This window comes from Glutamicibacter sp. NPDC087661 (assembly GCF_044743275.1).
In the GTDB taxonomy this organism is placed as follows: Bacteria; Actinomycetota; Actinomycetes; order Actinomycetales; family Micrococcaceae; genus Glutamicibacter.
The window spans coordinates 371,395-391,538 of record NZ_JBIUWE010000004.1; the positions used below are offsets into that span (position 1 = coordinate 371,395).

18 protein-coding genes are annotated in these 20,144 nt (G+C 64.4%); 13 read left to right on the forward strand and 5 right to left on the reverse strand.

Features of this window, described 5'->3' with window-relative positions:
- The first annotated feature begins 3 nt into the window (after positions 1–3).
- The 3 genes from ACIOTN_RS13185 to ACIOTN_RS13195 all read left to right on the forward strand — a co-directional run bounded on the left by ACIOTN_RS13185 (position 4) and on the right by ACIOTN_RS13195 (position 4,367).
- Positions 4–942, forward strand: coding sequence for a LysR family transcriptional regulator (locus tag ACIOTN_RS13185; RefSeq protein WP_105658919.1), 939 nt, complete (start codon positions 4–6; stop codon positions 940–942).
- A gap of 128 nt (positions 943–1,070) precedes the next feature.
- Positions 1,071–2,285, forward strand: a complete 1,215-nt coding sequence (gene fdhA / locus ACIOTN_RS13190; RefSeq protein WP_133833949.1) for a formaldehyde dehydrogenase, glutathione-independent — start codon at positions 1,071–1,073, stop codon at positions 2,283–2,285.
- A gap of 210 nt (positions 2,286–2,495) precedes the next feature.
- Positions 2,496–4,367: a BCCT family transporter gene (locus tag ACIOTN_RS13195; protein ID WP_105662331.1), complete on the forward strand. Its 1,872-nt coding sequence runs from the start codon at positions 2,496–2,498 to the stop codon at positions 4,365–4,367.
- A gap of 27 nt (positions 4,368–4,394) precedes the next feature.
- Here the strand turns inward: ACIOTN_RS13195 and ACIOTN_RS13200 are convergent, their stop codons facing one another.
- Positions 4,395–5,063: a GntR family transcriptional regulator gene (locus tag ACIOTN_RS13200; protein ID WP_402735475.1), complete on the reverse strand. Its 669-nt coding sequence runs from the start codon at positions 5,061–5,063 to the stop codon at positions 4,395–4,397.
- A gap of 450 nt (positions 5,064–5,513) precedes the next feature.
- On the opposite strand from ACIOTN_RS13200, the gene purU reads away from it, so the two are divergent.
- The 10 genes from purU (at position 5,514) to ACIOTN_RS13250 (ending at position 16,167) form a co-directional block, all read left to right on the forward strand.
- Positions 5,514–6,386 (forward strand): formyltetrahydrofolate deformylase, encoded by an 873-nt coding sequence (gene purU / locus ACIOTN_RS13205; RefSeq protein ID WP_105658923.1) that lies wholly within the window; start codon positions 5,514–5,516, stop codon positions 6,384–6,386.
- 295 nt (positions 6,387–6,681) lie between these two features.
- Positions 6,682–6,810, forward strand: coding sequence for a hypothetical protein (locus ACIOTN_RS13210; protein WP_402735476.1), 129 nt, complete (start codon positions 6,682–6,684; stop codon positions 6,808–6,810).
- A complete protein-coding gene (locus tag ACIOTN_RS13215) occupies positions 6,807–8,354 on the forward strand; it encodes a sodium/proline symporter (RefSeq protein WP_105658924.1) in 1,548 nt (515 codons plus the stop codon). Before ACIOTN_RS13210 ends, ACIOTN_RS13215 begins: the two co-directional genes overlap by 4 nt.
- On the forward strand, positions 8,347–8,841 hold the full coding sequence (locus ACIOTN_RS13220) for a hypothetical protein (RefSeq protein WP_105658925.1): 495 nt from the start codon (positions 8,347–8,349) through the stop codon (positions 8,839–8,841). Before ACIOTN_RS13215 ends, ACIOTN_RS13220 begins: the two co-directional genes overlap by 8 nt.
- A gap of 78 nt (positions 8,842–8,919) precedes the next feature.
- The gene (locus tag ACIOTN_RS13225) at positions 8,920–9,987 is read left to right on the forward strand and encodes a M14 family zinc carboxypeptidase (protein ID WP_332488140.1); all 1,068 of its coding nucleotides are present in this window, start codon (positions 8,920–8,922) and stop codon (positions 9,985–9,987) included.
- Positions 9,988–10,135: 148 nt separating this feature from the next.
- A complete protein-coding gene (locus ACIOTN_RS13230; protein WP_402735477.1) occupies positions 10,136–11,359 on the forward strand; it encodes an amidohydrolase family protein in 1,224 nt (407 codons plus the stop codon).
- A gap of 238 nt (positions 11,360–11,597) precedes the next feature.
- Positions 11,598–12,506 (forward strand): hypothetical protein, encoded by a 909-nt coding sequence (locus tag ACIOTN_RS13235; protein WP_146112962.1) that lies wholly within the window; start codon positions 11,598–11,600, stop codon positions 12,504–12,506.
- Between the two features lie 398 nt (positions 12,507–12,904).
- On the forward strand, positions 12,905–13,477 hold the full coding sequence (locus tag ACIOTN_RS13240; RefSeq protein WP_105662334.1) for a copper chaperone PCu(A)C: 573 nt from the start codon (positions 12,905–12,907) through the stop codon (positions 13,475–13,477).
- On the forward strand, positions 13,477–14,679 hold the full coding sequence (locus ACIOTN_RS13245; RefSeq protein ID WP_332595437.1) for a Dyp-type peroxidase: 1,203 nt from the start codon (positions 13,477–13,479) through the stop codon (positions 14,677–14,679). Before ACIOTN_RS13240 ends, ACIOTN_RS13245 begins: the two co-directional genes overlap by 1 nt.
- A gap of 39 nt (positions 14,680–14,718) precedes the next feature.
- A complete protein-coding gene (locus tag ACIOTN_RS13250) occupies positions 14,719–16,167 on the forward strand; it encodes a PepSY-associated TM helix domain-containing protein (RefSeq protein ID WP_332499400.1) in 1,449 nt (482 codons plus the stop codon).
- 537 nt (positions 16,168–16,704) lie between these two features.
- Here ACIOTN_RS13250 and ACIOTN_RS13255 read toward each other — a convergent pair.
- Genes ACIOTN_RS13255 through ACIOTN_RS13270 form a run of 4 tightly spaced genes read right to left on the reverse strand, consistent with a single transcriptional unit; the run spans position 16,705 to position 20,134 of the window.
- Positions 16,705–16,953, reverse strand: a complete 249-nt coding sequence (locus ACIOTN_RS13255) for a hypothetical protein (protein ID WP_332499398.1) — start codon at positions 16,951–16,953, stop codon at positions 16,705–16,707.
- Between the two features lies 1 nt (position 16,954).
- On the reverse strand, positions 16,955–17,782 hold the full coding sequence (locus tag ACIOTN_RS13260; protein WP_402697674.1) for a class II fructose-bisphosphate aldolase: 828 nt from the start codon (positions 17,780–17,782) through the stop codon (positions 16,955–16,957).
- Between the two features lie 20 nt (positions 17,783–17,802).
- A complete protein-coding gene (locus ACIOTN_RS13265; protein WP_402735478.1) occupies positions 17,803–19,182 on the reverse strand; it encodes a GntP family transporter in 1,380 nt (459 codons plus the stop codon).
- A 58-nt stretch (positions 19,183–19,240) separates the two neighbouring features.
- Positions 19,241–20,134: an NAD(P)-dependent oxidoreductase gene (locus ACIOTN_RS13270; RefSeq protein ID WP_105662339.1), complete on the reverse strand. Its 894-nt coding sequence runs from the start codon at positions 20,132–20,134 to the stop codon at positions 19,241–19,243.
- Positions 20,135–20,144 lie beyond the last annotated feature (10 nt).

Consider the following 20,144-nt stretch of genomic DNA (forward strand, 5'->3'; position numbering starts at 1 on the left):
TGCATGATCGATCCACGCTTCGCCACCCTGCGGGTCTTCTCCTCCACGGGCTCGGTAGCGCGCACCGCAGAACTGACCGGCTACTCGGCCTCGGCGGTCTCCGCGCAGCTGCGCGAACTGCAGCGCACCCTGGGCATCAAGCTGATCACCAAGGAGGGCCGCGGGGTGCGGCTGACCTCCGCGGGCCGGCATTTCGTTGCGGGCCTGGACGGGATTGTGACGCAATGGGAGCTGCTCGCGGCGTCCGCGCGCAACGCCTCCGGGCAGGTGCAGGGGCAGTTCGGCCTGGGCGGTTTCTCCACCGCTGCCGCGCAGCTGCTTGCCCCGCTGGCCGCGAACCTGCGAGCCACTCGGCCCGATACCGAAGTGCAGCTGATCGAAGCGCAGCCGCAGCGCTGCCTGGACTTGCTGCTCGCGGAGCGGATCGACCTGGCCGTGATCGTGGCCAGCCAGACGTCCGCGGGTTCTGCCGCCAGGGACCGGTTCGAGCAGACCGTGCTGCTCGATGACCCGCTGGATGTGGTGCTGCCCGCCACGCACCGGCTGGCGCAGCACAAGTCCGTGGCCCTGGAGGACCTGGCCGATGACCCGTGGATCTCGGAATCCGGGCAGTCGGTCTACCGGGCGCTGTTCGTTGCCGCCTTCACTTCGCTGGGGGTCACCCCGCATATCGCCCACGAGGCGGTGGAGTGGGAAACCATGATCGCGTTCATCGGGGCGGGCCTGGGCGTGGGGCTGCTGCCCCGGCTGGCCACCCTGGGCGATGCGCAGAACGTGGTGCGCCGCCGGATTTCCGGGGCGGCCAAGCCCTCGCGGCGCATCGTGGCGGTGACCCGCAAGGGCAGCCGCGGCTCGCCGCTGATCGAGGAATCCCTGGAAATCCTGCAGCGCACAGCCAAGGACATCATTTCCCTGCGCTCGGCCGAGGAACTGGACGGGTAGCCGGCCGCTGGCGGGCTGCCGGACCCGGCGGATTTCTCGCCGGGCTATTGACATGGATCACATCCAGTGGTCAGACTTGGGCACATCCGATTTGGTATCCAACTGATATTTCAAGGAAGTGGTCCGCTATGGGCAACTTGGCAGTAAGCTACGCCGGGGCAGGCAAGGTCGAGCTGATCGACACCCCGTACCCCGAATTCGAATTGAAGGACGGACCCGGGGTCCACCCGGCAAACGTCGGGCGGCAGGTGCACCACGGGGTCATCCTGCGCACCATCGCCACCAATATCTGCGGTTCGGACCAGCACATGGTCCGCGGCCGCACCACCGCCCCCGTCGGGTTGGTGCTGGGCCACGAGATCACCGGCGAAGTGGTGGAAGTAGGCCGCGATGTGGAATTCCTCAAGGTCGGCGACGTCGTCTCGGTGCCCTTCAACATCTCCTGCGGCCGCTGCCGCAACTGCAAGGTCGGGCAAACCGGCATCTGCCTGAACGTCAATCCCGACCGCCCCGGCTCCGCCTACGGCTACGTGGACATGGGCGGCTGGGTGGGCGGCCAGGCCGAATACGTGCTGGTGCCCTACGCGGACTGGAACGCCCTGAAATTCCCCGACCGCGACCAGGCCATGGAGAAGATCCTGGACCTGGCCATGCTCTCGGACATCTTCCCGACCGGCTACCACGGAGCCATCGGCGCCGGGGTCACCGTCGGCTCCACCGTCTATGTCGCCGGCGCCGGCCCGGTGGGCCTGGCCGCGGCCACCTCCGCGCAGCTGCTGGGTGCGGCCACCGTGATTGTCGGGGACCTGAACGCCGACCGGCTGGCCCAGGCGCGCAGCTTCGGCTGCGAAACCGTGGACGTCTCGCAGGGCGACCCGGCCGAGCAGATCGCCCAGATCCTGGGCGTGCCCGAGGTCGACTGCGGCATCGACGCGGTGGGCTTCGAAGCGCGCGGGCACGGGCACGACGCTGGCAAGGAGCAGCCTGCCACGGTGCTCAATTCGCTGATGGAAATCACCCGTGCCGGCGGCAGCCTGGGCATCCCGGGACTCTATGTCACCGGGGATCCGGGCGCCGAGGACGAAGCGGCCAAGGTCGGTTCGCTGTCCATGCGCTTCGGCCTGGGCTTCGCCAAGTCCCACACCTTCGTCACGGGCCAGTGCCCGGTGATGAAGTACCACCGCGGGCTGATGCAGGCGATCCTCTCGGACAAGGTCTCGATTGCCAAGAACGTCAACGCCACGGCCATTGGCTTGGACCGGGCCCCGCAGGGCTACGCGGCCTTCGACGAAGGCGCCGCGCAGAAGTTCGTGCTCGACCCGCACGGGCTGATCAGCGCCTGATCCGCGCTTGACGCGCATTTAACCGCTGCCCGCCGTGCCGGCCGGGAACAATTCCCGGCCTGCACGGCGCACTTCCGGCCGGCTCTTGAGCCCGGCCGATTTGCCGGCCCCGGCCACCACTCACGAGCAACCCCGGGACCCCGGCTGATTCGGCGCGCCCGCATTCCCCTGCCGGCCCGCCACCTATTGCCTTTATTGAAGGAAACCGAAATGAAACGCACTGAGCAACCCGTGAACGACCTGGTCAGCGAGCTGCACTCGGCTCGCCGGCGCCGGCCCAGAAGATACCTGTCCTCCGGCACCGACTACTGGGTCTTCGGCATTGCCGGACTCCTCGCCCTGGCGTTCATCGCCTGGGGCTTCGCTTCGCCCGAAGGGCTGGGCTCCGCGGCCGGGAAGGCCCTCGACTGGGTGATTACGAACACCGGCTGGGTCTTCGTGATCGCCGCGACCGTTTTCACCCTGTTCGTGCTGGTGGTCGCGGCCAAGAGCTTCGGGCGCATCCCGCTGGGCAAGGACGGGGAGAAGCCGCAGTTCAGCACGGTTTCCTGGATCTCGATGATGTTCGCCACCGGCATGGGCATCGGGCTGGTCTTCTACGGGGTGGGCGAACCGCTGTACTTCTACATGTCTCCGCCGCCGGAAACCGTGGGCGGGCAGACCTCGGCCGCGGTGGGCACGGCCATGGGCACCACCATGTTCCACTGGACGCTGTTCCCCTGGGCCATGTACGCGATTGTCGGGCTGGGCATGGCCTACGGCAGCTTCCGGCTGGGCCGCCCGCAGCTGTTCTCCTCGATGTTCACCTCGATCTTCGGAGAAAGGGTCGTCCACGGCTGGGGCGGGAAGACGATCAACATCCTGGCTATCCTGGCCACGCTTTTCGGCTCGGCCTGCTCGCTGGGGCTCGGCGCGCTGCAGATCGGCGGCGGCATCCAGTCCGCCGGGCTGCTGTCCTCGGTGGGTTCGGGGGTCCTGGTACTGATCATTGCGGTGCTCACCGCCTTGTTCGTGGCCTCGGCCGTCTCCGGAATCGAGCGCGGCATCCAGTGGCTGTCCAATATCAACATGGTGCTGGCGGTGATCCTGGCGCTGATCGTGTTCATCGGCGGGCCCACGCTGTTCATCCTGAACGTGATTCCCAATGCGGTGGGCTCCTTCATCGCTGACTTGCCGGAAATGGCATCGCGGACCGCGGCTTCCGGGGACGGCGACATGGCCGCCTGGCTTTCCTCCTGGACCATCTTCTACTGGGCCTGGTGGGTTTCCTGGACCCCGTTCGTGGGCCTGTTCATCGCGCGGATCTCGCGCGGGCGCAGCATCCGCCAGTTCGTCACCGGGGTGCTGCTGGTACCTTCCACCGTCACGCTGTTCTGGTTCGCCATCTTCGGCGGCGGCGCCATCGGCCTGCAGGAGCGGGCCGAGCGCAACGGGGACATGGGCCAGGCGCTGGCCCAGATGGTGGACGGGGCCCCGGACATCGACTTCAACTCGGTGCTCTTCGAGCTGCTGGGCGCACTGCCATTCCCCGAATGGTTCTCCATTGCGCTGATGGCTCTGGCCGTGGTGCTGATTGCCATCTTCTTCGTCACCGGGGCGGACTCCGCCTCGATCGTGATGGGCGCGCTGAGCGAACGCGGCGCGCAGGAGCCCTCGAAGAAGTCGGTGGTCTTCTGGGGCGTCTCGGTGGGAGCGGTGGCCGCGGTCATGCTGCTGGCCGGCGGGGACCATCCGGCGGCGGCCCTGAACGGGCTGAAGAACATCACCATCGTCTCGGCGCTGCCCTTCGTGCTGGTGATGCTGCTGCTGTGCGTGGCGCTGTGGAAGGACCTGTGCCGTGATCCGCTGGTGCTGCGCGGCAAGGTGGCGATGGAGGTGCTGGAGCAGGCGGTGGATGACGGAATCGACCGCCACGAAGGCGAGCAGTTCAGCCTGATGACCAGGGAGAACTCCATTGTGGCCGCGTCGGGCCTGCCGGCTGGAGACCGGCCGGAGCCGGTGGCCCAGGAGCTGGAAGCCCCGGTGCGCGAACCGCAGCCGCGGCCCGAAACTGATCTGGAACCCGAGGGCGCCGGCCGCTAGCGGCCGGTTCGCGTCCCCGGCATCCAGCTAGGGTGCGCGGCGCAGGGCCTGCTCGAAGTGGGCCACATGCTCGGAGACCAGCCGCGCTGCCAGCTGCGCGTCGCCGTCGAGGATGGCGCGCAGCAGGGCCGAATGCTCGGAAATGTGCTCTGCGATCGGAGGCATCTGGTCGATGACCAGGCACCAGATCCGGGTCACCAGATTATCCAGGCGCACCAGGGTTTCCTCCAGGTACTTGTTGGCCGCCGCATTGTAGATGAGCCGGTGGATGCGCACATCCAGCAGCAGCAGCGAACGCTGGTCCAGGGCGGGATCCAGGGCATCGATCTGCTGCAGGTAACTGGCCAGCTGCTCGCGGATCTGCGGGTCCTTGTTCGCGGCCGCGTTGCGCGCGGCCAGCGGCTCGAGCACCTGGCGCATTTCGGAGATGTAGTTCAGCTCATGGAAATCCACGGCCGTGGCGAAGGTGCCGCGGCGCGGATAGGACACCACCAGATGGTCGGTTTCCAGCCGCTTGAGAGCCTCGCGCATCGGGGTGCGCCCAATGCCCAGTTCTTCGGCCAGCTGCGGCTCGTGGATCGGGTGCGTCGGAGCGATTTCGAGCAGCACCAGCCGGTCGCGCAATGCGTTGTAGGCTCGATCAGCCATCGAGCCTTGCTCGGTGGCGGCGCTGGTCAGTTCGGTGGGCCTTGGCATATCGCTCTCTATCACTGTTCAAAAATCAATTGCCGACACACAAAGAGTATCGCCCCGGCTTCGATTTGGGCGCTTTTCCTGTGCCGATGCGCTCAACAGCCCTTGGCTTGCCGGCCAGCGGCAGAGCGGAAAACCGTACTGGGGGCGCTGGGAAAGGCGCCAGGAAGAACCGCCGGAAAAGTTGTTGACGCTGTGCTGAAGCACACATAGTATTGTGATCATCAATTGATATATCAGTATCCGGCCAGAGATTGGCGGGTCTGCCCGCAGCTGCTTCCGAAGGCAGGGGCGGCGCGCAGTTCCGCTGGGAAAACTCAGACCGGACGGCTTTGAATCCGTGGCGCAGAGCACTGCGCGGAAGCCAGGTGCAACCGCATGAAAATCCCCCGAAAAACCACTACGAGCCATGGCGAAGCTAATGCCATCTCGGCGAAACCAAGGAGCGGCACGATGACCGAACCGAACAACAAGTATGTCCTGACCCTCACCTGCGCCGAGCGCCCGGGCATCGTGCATGCGGTCACCGGGTTGCTGCTCAAGCACCATGGCGACATCCGGGAGCTCAAGCAGCATGACGACCAGCTTTCCGGGACGCTCTTCATGCGCATCGAATTCGAGGTCGCCGCGGCGGAGGATATCCCTGCCGAGATCGCCGAACTCGAGTCGGGCCTCGGCCAGCTCGCCGATGAGCACCAGGCGACCTGGGGTTTGCGCCCGGCCGGCAACAAGAAGCGCGTGGTGGTGATGGTCTCCAAGTTCGGCCATTGCCTGCATGACCTGCTGTTCCGCGCCCGGATGGGGGAGCTGCCGGTGGAGATCGCGGCAGTAGTCTCCAACCACCCGGACCACCGGCAGCAGGTCGAGTGGAACGGGATTCCGTTCTTCCATATTCCTGTCACCCCTGAGACCAAGCCCGAAGCCGAGTCCAAGCTGATGGACCTGGTGGAGCGCTTCGAGGTGGATCTGGTGGTGCTGGCCCGCTACATGCAGGTGCTCTCCGATGACCTCACCCGCAAGCTCACCGGCCGGGCCATCAACATCCACCATTCGTTCCTGCCCTCTTTCAAGGGGGCCAAGCCCTACCACCAGGCCTTCGAACGCGGGGTGAAGACCGTGGGCGCCACGGCGCACTACGTGAATTCGGAGTTGGACGAGGGGCCGATCATCACCCAGCGCGTCCAGGAAGTGGACCACAGCTACGCGCCCGAGCACCTGGTGGCCGCCGGACGCGATACCGAGTGCAAAGCCCTGTCCGATGCGGTGCGCTGGCACTGCGAAGACCGGGTCTTCCTCAGCGGCTCGCGCACTGTGGTGCTGCGCTAGCACCCTCCGGGCCAAAGGCCCCGGCGGGGATTCGATGGACATCATATGACGATGCCCGCCGAACCCGGCCGGGGCCTTTGCTGTTGCCCGCCGTTTGGGCCCGGAGGCGCTCGACCGGGGGCGCAAAGGCCGGGAAGACAGTGCGGTCGAATGCAGGGGCACGGAAGTTTTCCCAAGTTAACCTAGGAATTACACTTGTCTTGGCCACGGGGGCTATGCAAGGCTATGGATCAAGCGGGTGCTTGTGACCCAGCTCATGAAATAAGAACCAGCGGCTCCCAGAAGGAATGTGTCGATGTTTGGACTACCGGCGTTCACGACCATGGTCATCATCGGGGTTCCGGCCCTCTGGGTGATCTATACAGGTGTTTTCCTGTGGCTCAGCCGCGGCTGGAAGCGCGAGGATGCGAAGGAGCAGCAGTGAGCATCGAAATCCTGTTCCTGGTCATCTATTTCATCGCCATGGCCGCCATTGGCTTCTGGGCGATGAAGCGCGGCAAGCAAGATGCCGAAGGGTTCCTGCTCGGCGGACGCAGCCTCGGCCCCGGCGTCACCGCGCTGCGGCTGCAGAGTTCTTCCATGTCCGGCTACATGTTCATGGGTGCCGGATCGATGGGCTACACCCAAGGCTATTTCAGCATGTGGTACGCGCTGGGCGACCTGGGCGGCGGCATCCTGAACCTCTCGGTCCTGGGCCGGCGCATGCGCAAGCTATCCCAGATCCTGGGGTCCATCACCTCCATCGAGTACCTGGAGCACCGCTATCCCTCGAAGTGGATCCGGCTCATCGCCGCTCCCGTGGCGCTGTTCTGCATGTTCTTCTACGTCCTGGCCCAGTTCATCGCCGGCGGCCGCGGATTGGAAATGGTCTCCGGGGTTTCCTTCCCGGTGGCCTTGGCGATCGCCATCGGCGTGATTGTCCTCTATACCTTCCTTGGCGGCTACCTGGCTGTGGCCTACACCGACTTCGTGCAGGCCATCATCATGGTGGTCGGCATGGTCTGGATCCTGGTTGCCACGCTGATGGCCGTGGGCGGTTTCACCAAGGGCAATGAGACTGTGGGCGGGATCAACCCCAACCTGCTGACCATGTGGGGAGCGGATCTGGGCTACCAGGGACAGTGGGGAGTCATTCTCGGTGCGCTGCTGGTCTTCTCCATCGGCTACATGGGCTGGCCGCACGTGGTGGTCAGCCACATGGCCATGAAGAAGCCTTCGGTGGCACGTACCGCAGGGGTCTACTCATTGGTATTCAACCTGCTGTTCATCCCCGGCCCCTACCTGGTGGGCCTGTTCGCGCTGATCCTGCTGCCCAACCTGGCCAACCCGGAAACCGCGATCTTCGAGGTCGCCGACGCGGTGCTGCCGACCTTCGCCGTGGGCATCGTCATGGCAGCGATCATGGCAGCCATCATGTCCACCGCCGATGCCCTGCTGCTGCAGGCCGGCACCATCGCCAGCCAGGACATCTACGCCCGGTTCATTAACAAGAAGATGAGCGATGCGCAGATGGTCTGGGTCTCGCGGATCACCGTGCTGGCCCTGGCCATCATCGGCTATGGCATTGCCGCTTTTGATCCTCCCGCGGTGGCCGCCGTGGTGATCTTCTCAACGACCGTGCTGGGCAGCGCCTTTGTCCCTTCCTATATCTGCGCGGTGTGGTGGAAGAAGGCCAATACGGTTGGCGCGATCTCATCGATGGCCGCCGGCACCCTGGTCTCGGTGCTCTGGCAGGTGTCCGGCGCGCCGGATGCCACCGGCATTGATCCGATGGTCACCGGCATCCTGGCCTCCACCGCGGCCATGGTCATCGGCAGCCTGGCCAGCCAGAAGTCGCATCCCGTGCCGGAGCATATTGGCCGTGCCCTGGATGAGACTGCGAAGATCGGCCCGATCCCGAAGAAGATGCTCATGGGCCAGGATGCACTGCTGGCCAGCCAGGCGGAAATGGCGGCCCGCGGTGAATGAACTGGTGCTGAAAACCTTGGTCGATGACCAGGACGCGCAACGCATCCTTGCCGCCAAGGCGCCAGGGCTGAGAGTCGAGTCGGCCAAGCTGCGCCATCATCCCTTTGCGGGGTTCATCTTCGAGGTGCCGCAGCTGGCCGGGCGGTCAGGGCAGGCGCACGCCTTGGTGGACTACTACTCGGGCAAGGCCTTCGTCTGCGATCCGTGGCAAGCCGAAGATGCGGAAACCGGCCAAGTGCTGGACCGGGTGGCTGATCCGCAGTGGAACACCATCGATTTCGACACTGCACGCCGGCGGGCCAAGGCCCTGCTATCCACCGCGGCACTGCGCCGGGCCCGGCTGGCCTGGCGCGGCGGGGTCCGGGAAAAGAGCAGTGTCGCAAAGGTCTGGAAACCCAACTGGATGGTCGAAGCGAGCCTGGAGAAAAAGTCCTACCGCGTCATGGTGGACGGACTGAACGGCGGCTACTTCATCATCGGCAGCTGAGACTGGAAACGCCGGAGGACGGCGCAATGACCAAGATCCATCCCATCACAGGAAGACATCGGAGATTCAATGAAGAATATGCCAAAGCAGTTCCCCGCTCAGTTGCTGAAGAAGGGCTCCTGCATCGTTGCCGGCTCGGCACTGTTCCTCGGCTTGGGGCTTGTCCCGGCCAATGCCGTAGGCAACGGGCCGGACTACGCCGGAAATGAAACCATCAACACCTCGATCTTGCATACGCACGAGTCGATGGCCGCCGAACTGCGCAAGCAGGATGCCAAGCAATCGGCGATGGAACTGGAAGTCATCGGCCAATCCGCCAAGGGACGCGATCTGTTCCTGGCCAAGTACCTTTCTAACCCGGAAAATCCCACGATCATGTTCCTCACCCAGCAGCACGGCAACGAGCAGCTGACCACCGAGGGGACCCTGGAAGTGATCAAGCACCTGGGCTCGGGGCGGATGAAGGAGGTGCTCAAGGACGTCAACATCCTGGTGGTGCCGATGCTGAACCCGGATGGCGCCATGGGCGATGTGGACTTCCCGCTCGATGACTACATCGCCTCGGGGGACCGGCACCTGACCCGCTACAACGCCAACAACGTGGACATCAACCGGGACCACGTGGCCAAGACGCAACCGGAAATCCAGGCGCTGCACAACAATGTGCTCTCCGCCTACGGCATCGACTACATGATCGACCTGCACCATCAGGGCACCCGCTCGGCGGTGGACGGCAAGCTGGTGTCCGGCTCGATCCTCTACCCGACGACCCCGGACGTGCCTGAGGAAGTCCGCGAGGGTTCCAAGCGCCTGGGCGCAGTGGTCTACCAGAATGTCGACCGGACCGGCTGGGGCCACTTGGGCAAGTACGTGGGCGGGACCGCCAACACCATTGCGCGCAATGGCATCGCGGCCGAATACGGCATTTCCACCTTGCTCTTCGAAATGCGCGGCATGAGCGATCACAGCAACCCGGATTATGTCCTGGGACAGAAATCCAATGGCTACTTGCGCCAGCAGACCATCCTGACCCTGGAGAGCACCATCAAGGCGGTAGCCGATGGCTCCGTGGAAACCATGGATACCTCCTTCTGGGACAGCCTGCCGGAGCAGTCGACGTTGCCCGGAGAAGAGGCTGACGAATAGCCGATCCAGTTGATGGCGGGCCCGCAAGGGCCCGCCATTGTCCTGCCTGGAGCAGGAGAACCGCGCTCGGCCCGAAGCGCTGCTGGCCCTAGGGGCGCATGCGGTACGTTTCTACTAGCACTGTCCATACCGGCAAGGAAGCTGAACCATGCTCATCCGCAATGCCCGCCCCTGGGGCGGTCCGCCCAGCGACATCCTGATTGGCGACGGCAAGATTTCAGCGATCTCCGTGCACGACCCGCAGCAGGTGCGCAACCTGGCGGACGTCGATGGCCGCGGGCGCATCCTTCTCCCCTCCTTCTCCGACGTGCATGTGCATCTGGATTCCACGCGCATCGGACTGCCTTTCCGCGAGCACACCGGACGCCCGGGGGTGTGGGGCATGATGAGCAATGACCGGGAGAACTGGCGGGATGCCGAAATCAGCTTGCCCGAGCGCGTGGCCGGAACCCTGGAACGGATGATTGCCCGCGGCACCACGCGGGTGCGTTCCTTCGCCCAGGTGGATGTGGATTCCAAGCTGGAGAAATACGAGGCCGTGGTGGCCGCGAAAAAGAAGTTCGCCAACGAGGCCGAGGTGCAGATCATGGTCTTCCCGCAGGCAGGGATCCTGCGCGAGCCGGGTACCGTCAAGCATCTCGAGGATGCGCTGGAAGCCGGCGCCGATGCCATGGGCGGCATCGACCCCTGCGCACTGGACCGCGACCCGGTCCGCCACCTCGACGTGGTGTTCGGGCTGGCCGATAAATACCAGGTGGACATCGACGTGCACCTGCACGAGCCCGGTGCGCTCGCCGTCTTCTCGGCAGAGCTGATTGCCGAACGCACCCGGGCGCTGGGCATGCAGGGCCGGGTCAACCTGTCCCATGCCTACGAGCTGGGCAGCGTCAGCGAGGCTGCCAGCCGCCGGCTGATCGACACCTTCGCCGAGCTGGACATCTCGCTGACTTCCGTTGCGCCCAGCACCTCCAATCATCTGCCGCTGGTGGACCTGGTTGGAGCCGGGGTGCGCTTCGGCCTGGGCGAGGACGGGCAGCGCGACTACTGGAGCCCCTACGGGAACTGCGATCTGCTGGACCGGACCTGGCAGCTGGCTTTCGTCAACGGGTTCCGCCAGGACGAACTGATCGGGCATGCGCTGGCCGTGGCCACCATGGGCGGTGCCTCGATCATGGACCGCTCGGTGCCGCGCCTGGCTTCGGTGGCCGACCGCCCAGGGGTGGCCGTGGGGGACCGGGCCGACCTGGTGCTGGTGGATGGCGAGAGCATTGCCTCCACCGTGATGGACCGGGGCACCGACCGCACCGTCATCCACGACGGGCGGGTGGTGGCCGAAGGGTTGAAAGTGCTCTCGGTAAGCGAGCCCTACTGAAATCGAGCAGGTGTTCGCGTGGAACTTGTCGGCGCAACTCAACAGCGTAGTTGCATTCCAACAGTGCACCAGTGCATTCAATATTGCGGAACGCACCAGAGAGTCCACGGCGGGCTTCGATAGGACGCGGAACTGGCTGCGCTGCAGCCTGGCCGGGATCTCGAGCCGCTCCCAATTCTCCTCCGAACTTTGGTCCCGGTGAGCTCGTCGGCGGCGAATTCGCCCTGAGGCCTCCAGCATGGATCTGGACAGGGAGAACCCAGCGATGCAGGGCTACCTTGCCAATGTCCACCGCCGATTGACGCATGCAGCGGGGAGCGGCGTGGGCATTCCTCAGCGCCATGGCGCTGCGCGGATCTTGCTTTCCGGTGCGCAGATTGGGCCCGCTATCCATTTACCCAGTGGAAAGCACCATGAAACCCGAGGCGATCCACGTAACCGCCCGGCATTGAATGGCCAAACGATCCCGCCTTCAGTTTTACACGTTGTCGAAATACAGTCACCGATCTGTAATACTGGTGGTGTGCAAAAGACCTCCCGCTCATCACGTGCTCTCAGAGGCACCGCCGCCGCGTTCTTCGCGACGTTTGTTTCTCTGGCTTCCCACGTGCTTGCGGGCGGAGCCATACCGGACATCCTGAACGTCGCTCTCCCGCTGTCTCTGTCGCTCATGGTCTGCATCTTGCTCAGCAGCAAGCGGTTCACCTTCTGGCGGTTGTCCATCATGGTGGGGTTCAGCCAGGTGCTTTTCCATCTCCTGTTCTCCATGGGAGCCGGGCATTCCGCTCTTTCATCCGCAGGGCAAGGCATCCACGCACATCATGGGATGTCCCTGGCGGTCGATGCGACCGGCTCGGCAAGTACCGCCATGGCAATTCACGGCGATGGCACCATGCTGCTTGCTCACTTCCTTGCTGGGTTCGCAACAGTTCTGGTGCTTCACCGTAGCGAGCAGCTACTCATCGCCGCTTCAGACATCATTAGCCTGTTCACCTGGAAACTCTTCTGGCGACTGGTCAACTTCGCCGTTCAACCAGTGCGACCGCAACCAGTTCCTGCCGCACCGCGCGATATCCCTGGCTGCACAGTGGCTGTGTATGCAACGTCTGTCGTTCGCAGAGGCCCACCCGCACTGGCAAAGGTGTAAGGCAACAGTTGCAGTCCATTTGGCCTGCTGCTTTTCCGCTCTTGCTTTCAAAGGCCCCGGAATCGGGCCCTGACATGCCCCATCCCGGGACAAGTTTCCATGCTCGTGCGCACTGGCTTGCTTGAAAGCATGCCGGTGAACCTATCCTTCTGAGTTCGTTTATCGGCATTGCCTGTCCGGACTCCATTGCGCGCTCCGGCTAGAACTTCAGCGGCCAACCGACCCAGCTTCGCACCTCACCTTCGCAAGCCCTATCCGATCAGGGCTATTTTCTCCTCTGCTGTGCCCAGCACCATGCGTCCTGCCCACCGGCACCATGCCTCGGTGGTTGCAGGCACCACAGCAGCAATAATTCAGAGCGCGCTATTCGTGCTTCCCTCATTTTCCTAGGATTAACAGTGAAAACCTCTTTTGCCCTGCGCACCACCGCCCTATCCGCAGCCGCATTGATCGCCTTAGCAGGTTGTGCCGGCACCCCTGCTGCCAACAGCAACCCGGCTCCGGCTGGCGCCACTGTCACCATGAAAGATCCTTGGGTGAAGGCTATCGATGAGGGGATGTCGGCGGGATTCGGCACGATTCGAAACACCGGAGGCCAGGACATCACCATCACCTCGGTCACGAGCCCGGCCTCCAGTGATCTGGAACTGCATGAAACGGTAGCCAACGAATCCGGGGCCATGGTGATGCGTGAAAAAACTGGCGGATTCACCATCCCCGCCCACGGCGAACTGCATCTTGAACCAGGGGGAAGCCACATTATGCTCATGGACCTCGCCGAACCGCTCAAGCCCGGCAGCACCGTGAACATGAGCCTGGAATTCTCCGATGGCACCAGCTCCGAGACCATCGCCCCGGTGAAGGATTTCGCCGGCGCGAATGAAAACTATGACGGCTCCGAGCACGAGGGCATGGATCACGGCGAGATGGACAAGGACGACTCCGAATCCGAAAGCGCCCACGATCACTAATGCCACACGTAGACGCACCCGCCAAACAAGGACCAAGCAGGCGAGGAATTCTGTTCGGCGGCGCCGCAGCCGGACTGGGAGCGATCGTAGCTCTGGGGATCGACTCCCTGTCCAGTGCCGCAGCGCCGGCCGGCGGCTCGGAGCCGCTGCACGGACAAGCCGTGATTCCGTTCTACGGCTCACACCAGGCAGGAATCACCACGGAGCCACAAGCCCACGCCAGCTACGTCGCGTTGAACTTGCGTGATGGCCTTGACCACGAGTCCCTGCAACGCCTGCTCCGTCTGCTCAGCGATGACGCGGCAAGGCTCACCCAAGGCCAGGCGGCCTTGGCAGACACCGAACCGGAACTGGGCACTGTTCCCGCACGGCTCACGGTGACCTTCGGATTCGGTCCGAAGCTCATGGAACTCGCCGGCTCCTCGGCCGGCGAAAGCCAGCCGCTGCCGGAGTTCAAGATCGACGAGCTCGAAGAGCGCTGGAACGATGGGGATCTGCTGCTGCATATCGCCTCGGATGATCCATTATCCGTTGCGCATGCCCAGCGGATGATGCTCAAGGATGCCCGCCGGTTCGCCTCCGTGAAATGGGTGCAATCCGGGTTCCGCCGGTCCCGGGGATCCGAAGCCAGCGGCACCACGATGCGGAATTTGTTCGGACAAGTCGACGGAACCGTGAACCCCGTTCCAGGTTCGGAGGATTTCAACTCCGTGGTGTGGAACGCGGATGGGAGCACCACGATGGTCATCCGGCGCATCCGAATGAATGTTGATACCTGGGATGAGCTGGACCGTTCTGGCCGGGAATTCAGTGTCGGGCGGACCCTGGGCAACGGGGCGCCGACCACTGGAAGCAAGGAACACGATGAGCCGGATTTCGAAGCGACCAATGCCCTGGGATTCACGGTCATCGCCGCGCACGCGCACATCCGCAGAGCCCGTTCCAAGAACACGAACGAGCGGATCTTCCGGCGCGGATATAACTACGACGAGCCGCCTACCGGGAGCGAGATCTCCAACTCCGGGCTGATCTTCGTGTCCTACCAAAAGAGCGTGGCCGAACAATACACCCCGATGCAGCAACGGCTATCGGACCTCGATGCGCTGAACCAGTGGACGACTCCCATCGGCTCGGCCGTCTTCCTGATTCCGCAGGGCTGCGCGGAAGGAGGGTTCATCGGTGAAACTCTCTTCGCAGCTTAGCCGCCGATACTCGTCCTGCTTTGCCACCAAGGATCCCTCATGACTCTTCTGGAAACCACGACCCCCGAATCCCAGCCGCCGACCGGGATTTCGAAGCCCAACAGAAAAGGATGGTTCGGCCAGCTGCTGCTACGGCTGCACTTCTATGCGGGAATCTTCATCGGCCCGTTTATCCTTGTCGCCGCCGTGAGCGGCGCCTTATATGCAATTACTCCGCAAATCGAACAGGCTGTCTATGCAGATCAGTTGCGCGCGCCGCTAGCCGACGCCTATTTGCCGCTGGCCGATCAAGTAGAGGTGGCTAACACCTACATGGGCAGCGGTGATGCGCTGGTGGCGGTTCGACCGGCACCACACCCCGGTGATACCACTCGGGTGATGTATGCGGATGAGAACCTGGGAGCCAGCGAAACCAGGGCTATTTTCATCGACCCGGCCACCGCTGAAATCCGCGGTGACTTGACCGCCTACGGAACCAGCGGAGTGCTGCCCCTGCGAACGTGGATCGACCACTTGCACCGCAACCTGCAGCTCGGCGAGCCAGGGCGCATGTATAGCGAACTGGCAGCCTCCTGGCTGGGAGTGATCGCCCTGGCAGGATTTGCCTTGTGGATTCTGCGCATCAGGAAAACCAAGCGCAAAAAAGACCTCATCCGCCCCGCTGCCAAGGCAACGGGCTACCGGCGCCTGGCCAGCTGGCATGGATCGCTTGGGATCTGGGTCTTGCTCGGCGCATTCTTCCTCTCCGCCACCGGCATCACCTGGTCGACCTACGGTGGCGCCAACGTCAGTGAGCTCCGCGCCGCGCTGAACTGGGGAACCCCCTCGGTGGACACTGAACTGTCTGCCGCGGAGAGCAGCGCAGGTGATGAACACGCCCACCACCACGGGGCAGCGCCCGCGCCAACCGGCGAATCGGTGAACCCGGCGGCATTCGACACCATGCTCTCGATCGCCAAGGAAGTCAATGTCAATACTGGACTGGTTGAGATCAAGCCGCCAGCCGCTGACGGCAAGGCGTGGGTGGTCCAAGAGATCCAGCGGTCCTACCCGACCGAAGTTGACGCTGTCTCCATCAATGGGCAAACACTGGACGTCGTTGACCGCGTTGATTTCAGCGAATTCAACCTCGCAGCGAAACTCTCGCGATGGGGAATCGACATCCATATGGGCTCCATGTTCGGACTGTCCAACCAGATCCTGCTGTTCCTGGTGGCCTCTGCCATCGCCTCCATGGTGGTGCTGGGCTATGCGATGTGGTGGAAGCGCCGCCCAACGAAGAACCTGGGACAACGCGTGGGCAAAGCACCTGCACGTGGCGGCCTAGCCCGCGCCCCGTGGTGGGGCAACCTGCTGGTCTTGCTGGCTGCAGCTGCCGTCGGCGTCTTCCTGCCCCTGATGGGGATCAGCCTGGCCCTGTTCCTGCTCGCAGACTTGGTCATTGGCTGGACTCATGGAGCTAGGAGCCAACGCCCGGCCACAGAGTAGCAAGCTGGCCTCAGTGGTGTTTGTGCAGTGTTCTGTGTGCGTTGCACGCGGATCACTGCCCCTCCTTGACTGAGCGATCTTGATGCACTGTAAAGTGCGCGCCCAGGGAGGCCATTTGCGATGCCGGATCACGAAGCTGGCTTCGTGCCAGCGGCGAGTTCGGAAGGGACGACGAAGGTCCGGCCGGAATTCGGCAGATCAAGCACATCATGGGCCTCGGCTTGAGGGGCGCCAAGGATCTGGCCACCGGGACAGGCATGCCAGGAGCAGTGGAATTGTCTTGTGGGGAGAGGAAAAGCGAGCAGTCGCGCTACGGTTTTGTCCGAAATCGCGAATGAAAATTACGATGTCCACTATGGATTGCAATTTTTCCATCACTGCGCAGGCAACACATTCCAAGTGAATGCTGCAAAAGCGCTCGGTGACAGACGAAGGGGCTGCCTCGGCATATTTGTTCGGGGGAACTCACATGATTGCGAGTTAGCGCTAACGCGGGTGCAGCGAAGCTGCCCAGAGCTCGCCGAGGATCAGCTCACTTCAACAGTGTGCCATCTGTGGCCGAGGCGGCCGCTTGTCGATGATCTGGGTCTGCAGCTCGCTGCTGTTGGCGACAATGATATCGACCAGGTAGTCCTGGCTGACGCTGATATTATGCAGGGCAAGCGATCCGGGCAAGGCCAGTGCCTTCTGCGCGAGGTTCGTGACGGCACTTCCGCCGCCGGATAAGCCGAAGGCCGCGGTGCCGGAACCTGAAAGTCCCTGCGCCGCGGCCTTCGAAGGCAGCAAGCTATGTGGCGCGCAGCGCGACGAACGTCGCCGAAACGACCTCGGTGACCGCGCGCTCCCAGTCGCCGAGCAAGCCCAGCACGTTCTGACCATCGGAACGGCGGCCTTCCAGCTGCCCAGCCAGTGCGGCCAGCGTCGCGGTGCGCAGCTCGGTGTTCAAATTGACCTTGCCCACCCCGAAGGAAATGGACCGCGAGAGGTCCGCAGGCGCAATGCCCGAAGCCCCGTGCAGCACCAGCGGCACCGTTGATTCGGCGTGGATGGCTTCAAGCACATCCCAGTGGATTTTCGGTTCGCCCTTGTACCGGCCATGGACATTGCCGATGGCCACGGCCAGCAGCTGCGCGCCGCTGTCCTGGACGAATCGGGCCACCTGCGCCGGATCGGTCAGCTGGGAGGCGCTCTGCTCAAAGGCCTTGTCCTCGTTGCCCGGCAGGGCACCCAGCTCGGCTTCCAGCACCACCTCAGGGCCGATCAGCGAACGAACCTGCTGGACGAAGGCGGTATTCTCCTCCAGCGTCCCGGCCGAGCCGTCGGCCAGCACCGCGGTGGCGCCGGCTTGCACCGCCCGCACGATCAGCTGCGCGTCGCTGGCGTGGTCCAGCTGGATGGCTACCGGAACGGCGGCCTGCTCGCCCAGGGTGCGCAGGGCGGAGATCAGCCGCAGCCCCGCGGTGGAGCTGGCGGCCTTCGGCGCGACATTCAGGATGACCGCGCGGTCCTGGGCTTCGGCCTCGGCGACCACGGCCAGCGCGGTGGTGAAGTCGTAGCAGGTGAAGGCGGGGACGGCGTGCCCTGCGGCAATGGCCTGGGCGGCCATCTGGTTCATGGGGGTGAGCATCGGGATGATTACACTCCTGCAGCGGTGATGATGGCGTAGGTAATGGCGGTGAGCGCGAACCCGGCCACGCCCAGCACCGTGGTCAGCACGGTCCAGGTGCGCAGGCCCTCGGCCACGGACAGGCCCAGGAAGCGGGTGACAATCCAGAAGCCCGAGTCGTTCACGTGGCTCAGGCCGAAGGCGCCGAAGCCCACAGCGACCAGGATCAGCACCGTCTGCACGGTGGAGAAATCGCCGGCTTCCACGGCTGCGGCCAGCAGGCCGGTGGTGGTGATAATTGCGACCGTTGCAGAGCCCTGCGAGGCGCGAAGGATGGCGGCCAGGATGAAGGCCATCACGATGATCGGCAGGCCGGCCGCAGCCAGGGACTGCGCCAGCACGGTGCCGATGCCCGATTCGGTGAGCACCTTGCCGAACACGCCGCCGGCGCCGGTCACCAGGATCACGATGGCCGCCGGGGCCAGAGCGGAGTCCATGACCTTGCCGGTCTGCTCGCTGGTCCAGCCGCTGCGCACGCCCAGCAGGTAGTAGGAAACCAGCACAGTGACCAGCAGCGCGACAGCAGGGGATCCGACAAAGCCCAGGATGTTGGCCGCAGTGGATTCAGCGGCCACCAGGGAACCGCCCACGGTGCCGAGCATGATCATCACGATCGGCAGCAGGATCATGGAAATGACCATGGACGAGGTCGGGGCCTTGGTCTTGGCCAGGGTGGTGCCGGTTCCGGAAGCGCCGAAGGATTCGAACTGCTCGGCGGTTTCGGGAAGCATCGGGATCTCGCGGCGGTTGATGCGCTTGGCCACGAAGTAGCTCAAGACGCCCAGCGGGGCGCAGAACGCCAGTCCCAGGATGGTGGCCCAGCCGATATCGGCGCCGAGGATCTCTGCGCCGCCGACCACACCCGGATGCGGCGGAACCACAACGTGGATGGCCAGCATGATTGCGCCCACCGGCAGGCCGATCTTCACCGGCGGGACCCCCAGGGCCTTGGCGAAGCCGTAGATGATCGGCACCAGGACGATGAAGCCCACGTCGAAGAACACCGGAATGGCCAGCAGGAAGGCCGCGGTGGTCAGCGCGGCGATCACCCGGCGCGGGCCGAAGAGTGCGGTGAAGCGGGTGGAAAGCACTTGGGCTCCGCCGGAGATCTCGATGACCTTGCCGAGCATGGCGCCCAGGCCCACCAGCACGGCGACGCTGCCCAGCGTGCCGCCCATGCCCTCGGTGACCAGGCCGGCCACCTCCTGGATGGGGATGCCCGCGGCCAGGGCCACGAGCATGCTGACCAGCAGCAGGACAATGAAGGCGGGCATCTTGAACTTGATGACGCCGAGCAGCAGCAGGGCCACTCCGGCCACTGCGATCAGTAGCAGCATTAGCGGGCTCATGGGTTGTGTCGTCTCCTTTGACGCGGTGCGCGGGTGTCGAACTCGCGCGCTGATGACTTTACTGGGCAGCCTTCGGGGCTACGACCTTGATGACAGCGGAATCGTCGGCCGCGGCCAGCTCGTGGGCTTCGCCCAGCAGGTAGAGCTGTTCGGCCGCCGAGGCCACCGGGGTGGACAGGTGCAGGGAGCGGGCCGCGGAGGTTACGATGCCCATGTCCTTGACGAAGATGTCCAGGCGCGAGAGCACTTCGGCACCATCCTCGGAGTAGGCCTCGAGCATGCGCGGGCCGCGGTTGCCGAGCATGAAGGAGTTCGCGGCGCCGGCCTGCAGCGCTTCCAGGGTGGTGGCCTGGTCCAGGCCGAGCTTGTCCGCCAGGGCCAGGGCCTCCGCGGCCGCGGCGATGTGCACGCCGCACAGCAGCTGGTTCACCGTCTTCAGGGCCTGGCCATCGCCGGGCTTGTCGCCCACGATGCTCAGGGTGGAGGCCAGCAGCTCCAGCACCGGGCGGACCTTCTCCAGCTGAGCCGGCTCGGCTCCGACCACGATCAGCAGGTCGCCTTCGCCTGCGCGCACCGGGCCGCCGGAGAGCGGCGCGTCCACCAGGCCCAAGCCCAGTTCGGCCAGGCGCTTGGCGGTGGCGGGCACTGCTTCCAGGCCAACGGTGGAGGTCAGGATGACCACTGCGCCGGCTTTGAGCTGCCCGGCCACGCCCTGCTCGCCGAAGAGCACGGCATCCAGCTGCTCGCCGTTGCGTACTGCCAGCAGCAGTGCATCAGCGCCGGTGACCGCTTCGCGGGCGGAAGCGTAGGTAGTGATGCCCGACTGGCTGGCCAGGGCCATGCGTTCGGCCGAGATGTCGAATCCGTTGACTTCCAGCTTGGTGGCCAGGCGGGTTGCCATGGGCAGGCCCATGGCGCCCAGGCCGAGGACTGCAACTTTGGTAGTGCTCATTGGGATCTCC

Excerpts from the sequence above, each read along its gene's own strand:
- ACIOTN_RS13230 (WP_402735477.1), top strand. The coding sequence starts at position 10,136 with ATGCTCATCCGCAATGCCCGCCCCTGGGGCGGTCCGCCCAGCGACATC.
- ACIOTN_RS13225 (WP_332488140.1), top strand. The coding sequence starts at position 8,920 with ATGCCAAAGCAGTTCCCCGCTCAGTTGCTGAAGAAGGGCTCCTGCATC.
- ACIOTN_RS13245 (WP_332595437.1), top strand. The coding sequence starts at position 13,477 with ATGCCACACGTAGACGCACCCGCCAAACAAGGACCAAGCAGGCGAGGA.
- ACIOTN_RS13250 (WP_332499400.1), top strand. The coding sequence starts at position 14,719 with ATGACTCTTCTGGAAACCACGACCCCCGAATCCCAGCCGCCGACCGGG.
- ACIOTN_RS13185 (WP_105658919.1), top strand. The coding sequence starts at position 4 with ATGATCGATCCACGCTTCGCCACCCTGCGGGTCTTCTCCTCCACGGGC.
- ACIOTN_RS13270 (WP_105662339.1), bottom strand. The coding sequence starts at position 20,134 with ATGAGCACTACCAAAGTTGCAGTCCTCGGCCTGGGCGCCATGGGCCTG.
- ACIOTN_RS13195 (WP_105662331.1), top strand. The coding sequence starts at position 2,496 with ATGAAACGCACTGAGCAACCCGTGAACGACCTGGTCAGCGAGCTGCAC.
- ACIOTN_RS13235 (WP_146112962.1), top strand. The coding sequence starts at position 11,598 with ATGGATCTGGACAGGGAGAACCCAGCGATGCAGGGCTACCTTGCCAAT.
- purU (WP_105658923.1), top strand. The coding sequence starts at position 5,514 with ATGACCGAACCGAACAACAAGTATGTCCTGACCCTCACCTGCGCCGAG.
- ACIOTN_RS13265 (WP_402735478.1), bottom strand. The coding sequence starts at position 19,182 with ATGAGCCCGCTAATGCTGCTACTGATCGCAGTGGCCGGAGTGGCCCTG.
- fdhA (WP_133833949.1), top strand. The coding sequence starts at position 1,071 with ATGGGCAACTTGGCAGTAAGCTACGCCGGGGCAGGCAAGGTCGAGCTG.
- ACIOTN_RS13200 (WP_402735475.1), bottom strand. The coding sequence starts at position 5,063 with ATGCCAAGGCCCACCGAACTGACCAGCGCCGCCACCGAGCAAGGCTCG.
- ACIOTN_RS13210 (WP_402735476.1), top strand. The coding sequence starts at position 6,682 with ATGTTTGGACTACCGGCGTTCACGACCATGGTCATCATCGGGGTTCCG.
- ACIOTN_RS13260 (WP_402697674.1), bottom strand. The coding sequence starts at position 17,782 with ATGAACCAGATGGCCGCCCAGGCCATTGCCGCAGGGCACGCCGTCCCC.